This window comes from Rhizobium sp. ERR 942 (assembly GCF_007828395.1).
GTDB lineage: Bacteria > Pseudomonadota > Alphaproteobacteria > Rhizobiales > Rhizobiaceae > Rhizobium > Rhizobium dioscoreae.
Map to the genome: position 1 here is coordinate 1,203,860 of NZ_VIUA01000002.1, position 13,017 is coordinate 1,216,876.

The following is a 13,017-nucleotide window of genomic DNA, read 5'->3' on the forward strand; positions in this document are numbered from 1 at the left end:
CGCCCCTTTCAGACTGGCGGAGCGGGAGATGTCCCGCTCCGCTCGGCCATTACTTGTATTCGACCGGGAAGCCGATCTGTGGTGGGGTCAGGTCCTTGCCGAACCAGGTCTTGTAGGACTTGGCGTAGCTATCGAATTCGACGCCTGTCATCGCTTCATGAAGAGCGGTATTGACGAAGTTCAGCCAATCCTGGTCGCCGCGCTTGACCGCGCAGGCATAGGTCTGCGGGTTCCAGCCATAGCCGGCATCCTTGTAGCGGCCCGGGTTCTGCGTCATGTACCAGGCGAGTGATGACTGGTCGGTCGCAACCGCGTCGGCGCGGCCGGATTCCAGCGCCTGGTAGATCAGATCGACGGATTCGTACTGGTCGACCTTCGCGTCCGGAAGGGCGGCATGAACCATGGATTCCGCATAGACGTTCTGCAGAACGGAAACCGTGACGGAAGAGCCTGCCGCCTTCAGCGCCGCATAGTCGGCATACTGGCCATCGGCCTTCAGCATCAGGCCGACGCCTTCACGATAATAGGGAATGGTGAAGGCCACCTGCTGGGCGCGCTCGCCGGTCACGGTCATGAACTGGCAGGTGATATCGACCTTGTTGGTGGTGATGTTTGGAATTCGGGCATCGGACGACTGATTGACATACTCGATCTTGTCGGGGTCGCCGAACAGGGCCTTGGCGATGATGTGACCCATGTCGACGTCGAAGCCCTGCAGCTTGTCGTCAGCGCTCTTGAAGTGCCACGGCGCGTTCGTACTGCCGGTTCCAAGAACGAGGTGACCGCGCGCAAGCACCTCATCGAGCTTGCTGCCGTCGGCGAGAACGGGCGTGGAAGAGAGGAGTGCGGCGGCGGCCAGCGACATCAGGCCGACGCGCAAGGAAATGGTCATGGTTGTTCCCCTTGGTTAATGGCTTTCGAATAATCCAATATTCCGGACATCTGTCTGTTATCTCGGATAAGGCATATCAAGAGATATACGGAGCAACTTGTCAATAGTGACTGCTGTTGCCGATCGTCGGAGATAGTGAATGGTCAAGGTGTGTCTCCGGCCGGATTTACCGTTATCGCCGTCGACAATGCAGTGGCCGGGGCATGCGGTTTCTGCGGCAGCTCCCCGCATCAGACTGCTCCAAGCCATCATCCGAGCAACAAACAGGATCCCTCGACGTTGCTGGTCACTCGCAATGCGAAGGAATTTCCGCGGGACTTGCCGGATATCCGGGTGTCCTGCGAAATTTGAGCGCTGTGTTTGATCTGTAGTCAGGCGTTGCCGACGCACCTTCGCCATGGGTTGCCGAAGTCCCACCAGCAGGAAAGTAGCCGTTTGCAACTTTCCTTGAAAGCTGTCCATTCAACTGGATGGCAGGATGCCGAGCTGAATCCTTGGCCGAGCGAGTGCAGTCATCTCGTGTGCCTGCACTCGCTTATTGATGTTTTCCGGCCATCCCTCAAGTCTGCGAGATGTTCTCGTCCGAAGCGTTTAATCGGTCTCTGACCATGCCTCGCTACGAGCGGAGTGAAACTGAGGCCGATCAAGGCTGCCAATTGCCTGGGTTCTCGCAGTCAGGCCATGAAGAACGATCTGCAATGCCCGTAAGAGGGTCTTTCTCATCCTGCTTCTCCTTCATTTAACCTGTGGCATCGGCAGCACGAATGAAATTTCGCCAGCCACCAAATTCGGTGATGTCTCTGGCGTCAGCTACGGCGTGGCTCTCGCAGAGGAATCCAGAAACATGGCTGCCATCTTCAAGCAGGATCTTACCGATCCCCAGCGGCGCCGGGATGTTCTGGACGAAGTGGGCGAATGCCGCAGGCGGCAAGGCCCATACCTCTATTTCGATACCCTTGCCGGCAAAGCCGGGATCGCGCACCAGTCCCGGCTTCGGCGGCACTGTTCCGGAAAGGGCGAAAAGCCGATAGCTGCCATCCGTCCGTCCCGTCTTCATCCTGTGGCCGCCTTTTCCGGTGAGTTCATGGTTGAGCGGCATATCGGTCAGATGCGCGCCGACAACGACGATCGGGACCATGTCGGCAGCCATAGGTGTCACACGGCTGTTATCCGGCAGTGCCGCCATACGGTCCTTACCCATCCCGCTTTTCGCCGCTCGATGCATAGCATCGGCGAACGGCGCCAAAGCATCGTCGGTAAAGGCAGGCCCGACGAGCATCACACCGGCCGGCAGATGACCGTCGGCATCGAAGCCTGCAGGTACGGCAATTGCCGCGCAGTCGAGCAGATTGGCGAAATTGGTATAACGGCCGAAATGGCTGTTCCTGACGATCGGATCGGCCTGCATTTCCTGGACGGTATAGGTTGTGGGCGATGTCGGCAGCATCAGGAAATCGACTTTCTCCCACTCCACCTTCGTCTTTTGTCGCAAAGCCTCCAGCCTGTACTTGCCTTCGAAGGCGGCTACCGCGTCATAGCCTTTCGCCCCCTCGATGATGGCTCTGACCGTTGGATTGAAATCGTCGGCATTGCTTGCGAGGAAGTCCTTTACCGCCGCGAGGCGCTCCGCAACCCAGGGGCCGTTGTAGAGCAGTTCGGCAGCCTGTCGGAAAGGTGCATAGTCGAATGGGACGATCTCCGCGCCGAGCGATCTCGCCCTCTCGATGGCGGCATCGTATAGGGCCTCGACTTGGCTGTTGCCGTAGAACTCACGTTCGGCGCCTTCGAGCACGCCGACACGAGGGCGCGCCGATGGCAGGGTCGCTTGAGTTGCGTCCCGTGAGAACGGATCTCGTGCGTCATAGCCGTCCATGATCTGGCGAATGGCCAACCCGTCACCAACGGTCGCGGCGAACACCGTGACGACATCGACGCTGCGGCAAGCCGGTACGACGCCAACATTGGGAACGAGGCCCGGCGTTGGCTTGATGCCGACGAGATTGTTGAAGGCGGCCGGCACCCGGCCGGAGCCTGCCGTATCGGTTCCCAGCGAGAAGCTGGCAAGACCCGCCGCCACCGCAACTGCGGAGCCCGAACTGGAGCCGCCGCAAACATAGGCGCGATCGAAAACCGAGCGGGGCGCACCATGGGGCGAGCGCGTGCCGTTGAGGCCGGTTGCGAACTGGTCGAGATTGGTCTTGCCGATGACGATAGCGCCGGCAGCCCTCAGACGCGCAACCACCGTCGCGTCCTCCTCAGGATGATAGGCAAAGGCCGGGCAGGCGGCCGTCGTCGGCAGGCCGGCAACGTCGATATTGTCCTTGACCGCGAAGGGTATGCCCCAGAGCGGCAGGCTGTTGGGCTCGGGTGCCTTCGCCAGCAAATCTCGGGCCGCCTTTCGCAAAGCCTCCGGAGATGCCAGCGTGATGAAGATTGCCGGATCGTCGGATACTTTGCATCTCGCAATGATCTGCTCCACGAGATCGAGCGGCGATAGACCTGCTCCATAAGCCTCTTTCAATGAGGTGAGATCGAGAATGGTGGGCAGCATCAGATTTCCTCCAGAATGACAAGCACGTCGCCGGCCTTGACGTTGCGCCCAGGTGCTGCGCGCAGATCGCGGACGCGTCCCGCGGCATGGGCGGTGACATTGATTTCCATTTTCATCGACTCGATGATGGCCAAAGTATCGCCGGCTGCAACCGGCTGACCTTCCTCGACAAGTATCTTCCAGACACTGCCGGGCACGGCGCTTTCGATGCCGAAGCAGCCTTCCGGTATGTCTCCGGCAAGGGCAGGGACTGCCCCTTCGTCGACCGAGAAGCTGTCGAGCCCCCGCTCCTTCCAGCGTTGCCGTTCCGCTTCGAAGGCTGCCTGCTGTCTGGACTTGAAGGCGCCGATTGCCGCGGCCTCACGTGCGAGGCCGGCCTCGTAGGCAGCGTAGGAGAATTCCGTCTCCTCGATTTTGATCGGATAGCCGCCGTGCGGGAAGGCGGCGCGCGCTTCATTGAGTTCCTCATGCGAGACGGGGAAGAAGCGGATCTGGTCGAAGAAATTGAGAAGCCACGGCTTGCCCTTGGCGAAGGCCGGCGTCTGCCGCCAGCTGTTCCACACCTGGATCGTGCGGCCGAAAAGCTGATAGCCGCCAGGCCCCTCCATGCCATAGATGCACATATAGGCACCGCCGATGCCGACGGCGTTTTCCGGTGTCCAGGTGCGCGCCGGATTGTATTTCGTCGTCACCAGCCGATGTCGCGGATCGACCGGCGTTGCGACCGGAGCCCCGAGATAGACATCGCCGAGGCCCAGCACGAGATAGCTGGCATCAAAGACGATATCGCGCACCGCCTGCTCGTCGGGCAAACCATTGATGCGGCGGATGAACTCGATGTTGGAAGGGCACCATGGTGCATTGGGGCGCACGAGCTCCTGATATTTGCGCATGGCAAGTTCAGCCTGCGGGTCGTTCCAGGAGAGCGGCAGATGCACGATACGGCTCGGGACTTTCACCTCATGCGCCGCCGGCAGCGTAGCCTCGATCTCCGCAAGCAGACCCAGCAGACGATTGCGGGTCAGCGTCGTCCCGTCATAATGGATCTGCAGCGAGCGGATGCCGGGCGTCAGGTCGATGATCCCAGGCAGGCGGGCATCGACGATTGCCTGCATCAGCAGATGCACGCGCAGACGCAGGGCGATATCGAGTGTCATCGGCCCGTATTCGATGAGCAGATTGTCGTCGCCCTGCCGGCGATAGACGACAGGCACCGGGCCGTCCCGGTTCTGGCCGACGATTGCCGATCCGGTCTCTTGGGATGCGCGGCGAACCGTCGGACCGGCAATGGCGTCCTCGATACGCGGCACCGGGTGAAAGCGGATTTTGTCGCCCGGCTTGAACTGGCCCATTTTCCACTGCTCGTCGCGCGCAATGACGGCCGGGCAGACGAAGCCGCCGAGGCTTGGCCCATCCGGGCCGAGAATGATCGGCATATCGCCCGTAAAATCGATCGTGCCGATGGCGTAGGCATTGTCGTGAAGATTGGAGGGGTGAAGGCCAGCCTCGCCGCCGTCGCTGCGCGCCCATTTGGGGGGAGGGCCGATCAGGCGAACACCGGTGCGGGCGCTGTTGAAATGCACCTCGTAGTCTGTCGAAAACAGCGTTTCGATGTCTTCGTCCAGAAAGAAATCCGGCGCGCCGTGCGGTCCGTAGACGACGCCGACCTCCCAGGTGCGCGTGAGGGCTGCGGGCACGTCCGCCGGCTTGGCCTGAGGCTGGGGTGTGCGTGCCAGCCGCAACACATGGCCTGTCTGAAGCGTGCCGGTGGCGTGGCCCCCGAAACGACCGAGGCCAAAGGTTGCCCTGGAACCGAGCATGAGCGGCGCGGCAAAACCGCCCGCAACGGCGAGATAGGCACGCTGGCCCGGGCCTTCTATGGCGCCGATGGCAAGCAACTGCCCTGCCTTGGCGATAACGGCCTCGTCGTGGGGTAACGGAACGCCGTCGAGGGTCATCGGCATGCGGGCGCCCGCCAATGCGATCGTCACATCGGAGAAGATCTTGAGCACTGGTCCCGAGACGGTCAGCTCCAGGGCCGCGGTCTCGTCGGCGTTGCCGACCAGCCTGTTTGCGTGGCGGAACGAGCGCTCGTCCATCGGGCCGCTCGGCGGCACGCCGACATGCCAGAGCCCCAGCCTGCCGGGAAGCTCCTGGATGCTCGACTGCGCGCCGGGCGCCACCACCTCGATCACATCGGGCACGAAGGTAAAATCCTTGAGCGCCGTCGTCGCAACATTGCCACTGGCGAGCAGATCGGATCCTGCGATGGCCTTCAGATAGTCGAGATTGGTTTCGATGCCGGAGATAGAGCTTTGCGCAAGCGCAAGCTTGAGCTTCTCGATCGCGGCCGGCCGGTCTTCGGCTGCCACGATCACCTTGGCGAGCATGGGGTCGTAATAGGGTGTTACTTCCGTGCCGGTCTCGATCCAGCCGTCGACGCGCGTGCCTTCCGGGAAGATAACTTCGGTCAAAAGGCCGGCACTGGGGCGGAAGCCGGCATGCGGCATCTCCGCGTAGATGCGCGCCTCGATCGCGGCACCCTTCGGAACAAGACGATCATGGCCTGTTATCACTTCTTCGCCGGCCGCCTGGCGGATCATCCACTCGACGAGATCGATGCCATAGACGGCCTCGGTGACCGGATGTTCGACCTGAAGCCTGGTATTGACCTCGAGGAAGTAGAATTCCTCGCGCGCGGGATCGTAGATGAACTCGACTGTGCCGGCGGAGCGATAGTGGGCGGAAGTGCCGAGTGCCACAGCCGCCGCATGCAGGCGTTGGCACACAGAAGCCGCAAGATCGGGCGCTGGCGTCTCCTCAATCACCTTCTGGTTCCGGCGCTGCAACGAGCAGTCGCGTTCGCCAAGCGCGATGACGCGGCCCTTGCCGTCACCGAAGATCTGGACCTCGACATGCCGCGCCCGCGCGACAAAGCGCTCCAGATAGACGCGGGCATCGCCGAAGCTTGCTCTCGCCGTGCGCTGCACGATGTCGAAGGCAGCCTTCAGACTTGCGGCATCGTCGCAGAGCTGCATGCCGATGCCGCCACCGCCGGCTGTCGATTTCAGCATGACCGGATAGCCAATCTCCGCTGCGGCCGCGAGCGCCGCTTCACTCGTTTCGACGAGATCGCTGCCCGGAAGTAACGGAACTCCGCTCGCACGCGCCAGTTCTCGCGCCGTGTGTTTGAGCCCGAAGGCGGCGATATTGTCTGCCGTCGGGCCGATGAAGACGATGCCTTCCTTTGCCAGTCGTTCGGCGAAGCCGATATTCTCCGACAGGAATCCGTAGCCTGGATGCACGGCCTCGGCACCGGTTGTCTTGCAGGCGGCAATGACGGCATCGACATTGAGATAGCTTTCCAAGGCCGGCGCCGGGCCGAGCCTGACGGCTTCGTCGGCCATCAGGGCTGCCTTGGAGAAGCGGTCCGCATCGGAATAGACGGCGACGGAGGCAATGCCCATGCGCCGCAGCGTCCTGATGATCCGGACGGCGATCTCGCCGCGGTTGGCGATCAGTATTTTCTTGAACATCTCAGGCCTCACCGTCCCATACGAGGACACGGATCGGCGTCGGGTCGAAGCCGTTGCAGGGATTGTTGATCTGCGGGCAATTGGAGATGACGAGAAGCACGTCCATCTCGGCCTTGAGCTCGACATAGTCGCCTGGCGCGGAGATGCCGTCGACGATCGTCATTTCACCCGACGGTTCGATCGGCACGTTCATGAAGAAATTGATGTTGGGCACGATGTCGCGCTTGCCCATGCCATGCTTGGAGACTTCCAGCACGAAATTGTCGCGGCAGGCGTGAAGATATTTCGTACCGTGGCCAAAGCGGACCGTATTGCTCTCGCAGGAGCAGGCGCCGGCTGAAGTGTCATGACGGCCGCAGCTGTCGGCGGTCATCGTCAGCATGACGCGCCCCTCGTTGGAGATGATCCGGGTGCCTGTGGTGATGTAGGCGGCGCCCTGTTCGCGCATCGTGTCCTGGTTGGAATAGCGTTCGGAATAGTCCTCGGCATTGTAGAACAGCGTGTCGATCGCCTGCTGGCCGTAGCTGTCTTCGATACGCAGCGTTTGGCCCTTGCGCACGATGGTCGAAAACGGCGCTTCGGCAGCGACGAAATGATCCTGCACCGCCTTGTCGAGCGTGCGGGACGGCGCGGTCTGAATGAAATCGCTCATGATCGTTCTCCCAGCTCAAAGATTGGTGAAGGCGTTGTTTTCAAAGCCGCGCACGGCTTCGGCGGTGGCCGTGCGGCACAGATCGTCTTCGGCAATCGGCTGGGCGGCGATGCGGGTCACGGTCACCGGTTTCGGCGCGTAATGCGGGTCTGGATCGAGCGGGTGCGGGCAATTGGAAAAGCCGACGATCATGTCCATCTCGGCGCGAAGATGAACATAGTCGCCATCATGCAGAAGGTCCGGCTTCCAGGCGAACTTGCCGTCCACATCAACGCGGACGGGCGCGAAAAGTGTCAACGCAGCAGGAATATCACGCCGATCCAATCCGGCCTTGGTTGCAAGCATGATGAAGTTGTCGCGGCTGTTGCGCAGGCCTTGGCCATATTTTGCCTCGTTGGAGGCGGCGGTAGAGCCGCCCATCAGGCAATCATGGGCGCCGGAGGAATCTTCCGTCACCGAGAACATGACCCGACCCATGTCGGAGAAGATCACGCGGCCCTTCGACAGCGCCGTCGTCCATTGCACCTTGACCGTATCGACGAGGTTCAGCCGTTCGCTCGGATCCGCCGTGTTCCAGGCAATAAGCGACACGGAGGAAAAGCCTTGATCCTGTGCGATACGCAAGGTCTCGCCCGTCCTGATGCGTGTCGACCAGTACCAGCCGCCGGGTAGGATCTCCCGGTGCAGGATGAGGGAAGGGGCGATCGGTGGGGCAGGGAGGGGACTTGCCGCCGGCAACGCCTTCGGCGCGAATTCCAGCCCCTTGCGTTGATGATCTTCATACCGCGCGCGATTGGCGGCGATTTCTTCTGGCGAACGTCTGACATGCTGCATGGCTAAATATCTCCCGACGGTGCCAGGTCGTCCCGGCGGTGCCCCAGGGAAGAGACCGGGCCGTCCCGGTCGGGGCCAAAGATCGAGGCTGCGCCGGCAATGCGCGGCGGCCAGATGGAAATGTCCTTGGTAATGGTGGCGCCGTAGCGCTCCTTCTCTTCTGGCCTATCGCGGCGCCGCTCGAAGGCGACGACGCGGGTCGCAAGCGTGAAAGCTTCGCGCATGTCATGGGTCACCATGACAACCGTCATTTGCGTCTCATGCCAGAGGCGTTTCATCAACGTGTGGATTTCGGCGCGGATGCCTGGATCGAGCGCACCGAAGGGTTCGTCGAGCAGCAGTACTTTCGGTCGCATGATGAGCGCTTGCGCAAGCGCCAGGCGTTGCTGCATGCCGCCGGAAAGCTGAGCTGGATATTTGTCCTCGGCGCCGGCAAGGCCGACTTCGACGAGAAGCTGACGTACCTCCTCGATGGCATTGCGACGCGGCGAGCCGAAGAGCCTTGCCTTGTAGCGCGAGCCAGCAAGCTCCTTGCCGAGCAGTACGTTGCCGAGCGCGGTCAGATGCGGAAAGACCGAATAGCGCTGGAAGACGACGCCACGGTCGGAGCCAGGTTCCGAGGGCAGGGCTGTTCCGTCGAGCAGGATCGTCCCGCGCGTCGGCTGCTCTTGCCCCAAAAGCATGCGCAGGAAGGTGGACTTGCCGCAGCCGGAGGGGCCGACGAGCGCGACGAAGGCACGCGAGGCCACCGTCAGCGAGACATCCTCAAGCACGATCTGATCGCCATATTCCTTCCAGACCTTCTCTATTCTGAGCTCGCTCATGCCTGCTTCTCCAGTTCGGACCAGGGGAAGACGGCGACGCGGATACGATCGAGCAGGTAGTTCATGACCACGGCGAGCAGGGTGATCCAGACGACGTAGGGAAAGATCACGTCCATCGAGAGGTAACGGCGGACGAGGAAGATGCGGTAGCCTAGGCCGGAATCGGAAGAGATCGCTTCGGCGGCGATCAGGAACAGCCAGGCCGGCCCGAGCTGCAGCCTGAGGCAGGTGATCAGCCGCGGCAGGATCTGCGGCAGCACGACGCGAAGGGCGATCTGCCAGGAGGAGCCGCCAAGCGTCTCGGCCTTGACGATCTGCTCGCGCGGCAGTTCCAGCGCTTTCAGGGCCAAGTCGCGGATCATCGTCGGCGCGACACCGATGACGATGAGGGCGATCTTCGACGTTTCTCCAAGGCCCATGACGATGAAGAGGATGGGCAGCAGGGCCAGTGGTGGCACCATGGAAATGACGGCGACGAAGGGAGACAGAAGCGCCCTCAGATAGGGGAGCATGCCGATCAGCATGCCCAGGCAAAGCGCGATCGTCGTGGAGATGCCAAGACCGGAGAGCAGCCGGACGAGACTTGCCCCAGTATCCGACCACAGAAGGTAGTCTCCCGTGCGAGGATCGGCGATGAAGGCCATGCGGTTGATGGCATCGGCAAAGCCGGCGAAATTCGGAAGCAGCTTGTCATTGGCGTTTTCGGCAAGCCTTGCGGCGGAACCGATCGCGTAGGCAATGATCAGCAGCGCAAAGGGCAAGAGCGTCAAGGCAAGCTGCGCACCGGGACTTGGCTTGGTATTGATCCAACGCATGAGTGGCTCCGCGAAAGGAAAGGCTGGCGGCGCTGCTGCGCCGCCGTTCAAGGAAGCTCAGAGCAGACCGTCGGCGGCCGACTTCATGTAGGATTCGGTAAAGCGAAGCTTGACGTTGCTGCCGTCGCCGAGAACCTTGCCGTCGGGCATTTCGATGCCGATGACATCGGCGGAAGGCGCGCCATTGCCGAGAAGCCCCTTCTGGAAGAGGAAGTTGCGCACGAGATCCATGGTCTTCGGCAAGTTCGGCGAGGTGGTGAAGGTGAGCGCATCGGCGGGCTTGTCGAAAAGGCGGGTCGCAGCAAGCTGCGCCTCGAAGCCCTTGAGGTCGGTGCCAGATGCCTTGCCCATGGCTTCGCGGGCGGCCTTGCCCTCTTCCGTGTCGGCCTTCAGCAGCGCGGCGGTTTCATACCAGATACCGGCGAGTGCCTTGCCGAAATTCGGATTGTCTTTCAGCACATTGCTGTTGGCGACCATCAGATCGATGATTTCGCCCGGCACCTGCGAACTGTCGAAAACCTTCTTGGCGCTGGGATCTTCGAGAATGGTCGAAACAAGCGGGTTCCAGGTGACGACGGCAGAAACGTCGGGCGTCTTATAGGCCGCTACCATGTCGGCATCGGAGGTATTGACCACCTTCACGTCGCGTTCGCTGAGCTTGATGCTGTCGAGCGCGCGCGCCAGCAGATAGTGCGATACCGAATATTCGACGAGGTTGACGTTCTGGCCCTTGATGTCGGCGAGGTTCGCCTTGTTTTTGAGGATGACGGCGTCGTTGCCGTTCGAGAAGTCGCCGACGATGACGGCCGTCGTATCGACGCCGCCGGCAGCCGGGATCGAGAGACCATCCATGTTGGTGAGCGTTACGGCATCGAAGGCACCGGCCGTATATTGGTTCATCGACTCCACATAGTCGTTGAACTGCGTGACCTCGATATTGATGCCATATTTGTCGGCCCATTTCTTGACGATGCCGTGGTCGCTCGCATAGCCCCAGGGCATCCAGCCGACATAGATCGACCAGGCGACCTTGAAGCTGGTCTTCGGCGCAGCACTGGCGACCGAACCGAGCCCGAGGGCCAGCGATACGGACAGGGCTGTGACGGAAAGGATTTTCGAAAAAGTCTGCATTGAAATTCCCCTTTTGCTTTTTTCAAAAAGGGATCGGCAAAGACCATCGCGCCGCCAATCCCTTGGCTTACGAGGTCTCCCGGGCTTTTATCCCGCCGTGCATCCGGTGGGATTTCTCCCCCAGCCGGTGGTGGCTCTCGGACCAGCCACGCTTCATGTGAAGCGCCGGAACCCTAGCCACCAACTCAACCAAATACGAAGCAAATGGCGTGCCAGATCGTAAGTGGTTGATTTTGTTCGAAGACAGGTGTTGTGGTGTTGATGAAAAATTGAGCGATCTGAAAATTTGCGCGGAGAATATGCAATTTTGATGAGCGCGATGATCCTCATTAGACGACTGACAAGGAACGATCGGAAGCAGCAGGCTGAGCTTGCTCGTGTCGAGTTGGATAAGCCTAGTTCTCCTCCACCTTGTGATAGCGAACTCGCTTAGGAGGCAAAAAACGCTCCTCGTGCTGGTCGATTAACTTTAGCCGTCGCCGATAAACGAGCTCGATGGTGCAGTGGTCTAAACAGCTCTCTCCCTCAAAACCTCGGCGGCATCCTGCCCGAGGCGCGATGGGCAGCGATGACGGTATTGGCCATCAGCATGGCGATCGTCATCGGCCCGACACCGCCGGGAACCGGCGTGATCGCGGCAGCGACTTCGGATGCTTCACCATAGGCGACATCGCCCACCAGCCGGCTCTTGCCTTCGCTGCGCTCGGGTGCTTCGATCCGGTTGATGCCGACATCGATGACAGTGGCACCGAGCTTCACCCAATCCGCCTTGACCATCTCCGGACGTCCCACAGCCGCCACCAGAATATCGGCACCTCTTGCCACCGAAGTCAGATCCTTCGTGCGCGAATGCGCCGTCGTGACCGTCGCATTGGCGGAAAGCAGCAATTGCGCCATCGGCTTGCCGAACAGGTTGGAGCGGCCAATGACGACGGCGTTCAGACCCGACAGGTCCTCGCCATGGATGGAGCGTACCAAAAGCATGGCGCCGGCCGGCGTACACGAGATCAGCCCGGTTTCGAGATCGCCGGTTGCCAGCTTGCCGGCATTGACCACATGCAGGCCATCGACATCCTTCTCAGGACGGATCGACTGAATGATGTCATCCGAATTCAGATGCTTCGGCAGCGGCAGCTGCACGAGAATGCCGTGGATAGAGGGATCGTCGTTTAGCGAGGCCACGAGCTTCGCTAGTTCTTCCTGCGTCGTTTCGGCCGGCAGCGTGTGCTGGAGCGACTTGAAGCCGCACTCCTTGGCCATCTTGCTCTTGGAGTTCACATAGGCGTGGCTGGCCGGATCGTCGCCGACGATGACGACCGCGAGCCCGGTCTTCACACCGGCCTCCGCCTCAAGTCCAGCCGCTGCAGCCTTCACCGCCTCGATCACCGAAGCCGCCGCTTTCTTACCGTCGATCACTGTCGCAGGCGCCATCACTTACCCCATGCGCTCGGAGGCATAGGAGCCTGGGCTTGCCGGGAAGACGACGGTGCGGTTGCCGTTGAGGAAGGTGCGATAGTGGATATGGGCATGGATGGCGCGCGCCAGCACCTGGCTTTCCACATCGCGGCCGATCGAGACATAGTCCTCGGCCGACTGCGCATGCGTGATGCGCGCCGTGTCCTGCTCGATGATCGGACCTTCGTCGAGATCGGCCGTCACATAATGCGCCGTCGCCCCGATCAGCTTTACGCCGCGCTCATAGGCCTGCTTGTAGGGGTTCGCCCCCTTGAAGGACGGCAGGAAGGAATGGTGGATGTTGATGATGCGGCCCGACATCTTCCG

At 61.2% G+C, this 13,017-nt stretch carries 10 protein-coding genes and 1 riboswitch; all 10 genes read right to left on the reverse strand.

Going from position 1 to position 13,017, the window contains the following annotated elements; genetic code table 11:
• Positions 1-49: 49 nt before the first annotated feature.
• Positions 50-892 carry a transporter substrate-binding domain-containing protein gene (locus FBZ97_RS12510; RefSeq protein WP_095437550.1) on the reverse strand — a complete coding sequence of 281 codons (843 nt, stop codon included), beginning with the start codon at positions 890-892 and terminating at the stop codon, positions 50-52.
• Between the two features lie 739 nt (positions 893-1,631).
• Entirely contained in the window at positions 1,632-3,443 is a 1,812-nt protein-coding gene (gene atzF, locus FBZ97_RS12515; protein WP_145319948.1) for an allophanate hydrolase, read from the reverse strand.
• On the reverse strand, positions 3,443-6,979 hold the full coding sequence (gene uca / locus FBZ97_RS12520; protein WP_145319951.1) for an urea carboxylase: 3,537 nt from the start codon (positions 6,977-6,979) through the stop codon (positions 3,443-3,445). The genes atzF and uca overlap by 1 nt, the downstream gene beginning before the upstream one ends.
• 1 nt (position 6,980) lies before the next feature.
• Positions 6,981-7,631 carry an urea amidolyase associated protein UAAP2 gene (locus FBZ97_RS12525; protein WP_145319953.1) on the reverse strand — a complete coding sequence of 217 codons (651 nt, stop codon included), beginning with the start codon at positions 7,629-7,631 and terminating at the stop codon, positions 6,981-6,983.
• Between the two features lie 15 nt (positions 7,632-7,646).
• On the reverse strand, positions 7,647-8,465 hold the full coding sequence (locus FBZ97_RS12530) for an urea amidolyase associated protein UAAP1 (protein WP_145319955.1): 819 nt from the start codon (positions 8,463-8,465) through the stop codon (positions 7,647-7,649).
• Positions 8,466-8,467: 2 nt separating this feature from the next.
• On the reverse strand, positions 8,468-9,289 hold the full coding sequence (locus FBZ97_RS12535) for an ABC transporter ATP-binding protein (protein WP_145319957.1): 822 nt from the start codon (positions 9,287-9,289) through the stop codon (positions 8,468-8,470).
• Positions 9,286-10,104: an ABC transporter permease gene (locus FBZ97_RS12540; RefSeq protein ID WP_145319959.1), complete on the reverse strand. Its 819-nt coding sequence runs from the start codon at positions 10,102-10,104 to the stop codon at positions 9,286-9,288. The genes FBZ97_RS12535 and FBZ97_RS12540 overlap by 4 nt, the downstream gene beginning before the upstream one ends.
• A gap of 57 nt (positions 10,105-10,161) precedes the next feature.
• Positions 10,162-11,235, reverse strand: a complete 1,074-nt coding sequence (locus tag FBZ97_RS12545; protein ID WP_145319961.1) for a putative urea ABC transporter substrate-binding protein — start codon at positions 11,233-11,235, stop codon at positions 10,162-10,164.
• Between the two features lie 74 nt (positions 11,236-11,309).
• Positions 11,310-11,423: riboswitch (guanidine-I (ykkC/yxkD leader) on the reverse strand.
• Between the two features lie 337 nt (positions 11,424-11,760).
• Complete coding sequence (gene folD / locus FBZ97_RS12550) at positions 11,761-12,666, reverse strand: bifunctional methylenetetrahydrofolate dehydrogenase/methenyltetrahydrofolate cyclohydrolase FolD (RefSeq protein WP_145319963.1); 906 nt, start codon at positions 12,664-12,666, stop codon at positions 11,761-11,763.
• 3 nt (positions 12,667-12,669) lie between these two features.
• On the reverse strand, positions 12,670-13,017 hold a 348-nt coding region (locus tag FBZ97_RS12555; RefSeq protein WP_281406124.1), incomplete at its 5' end, for a formyltransferase family protein.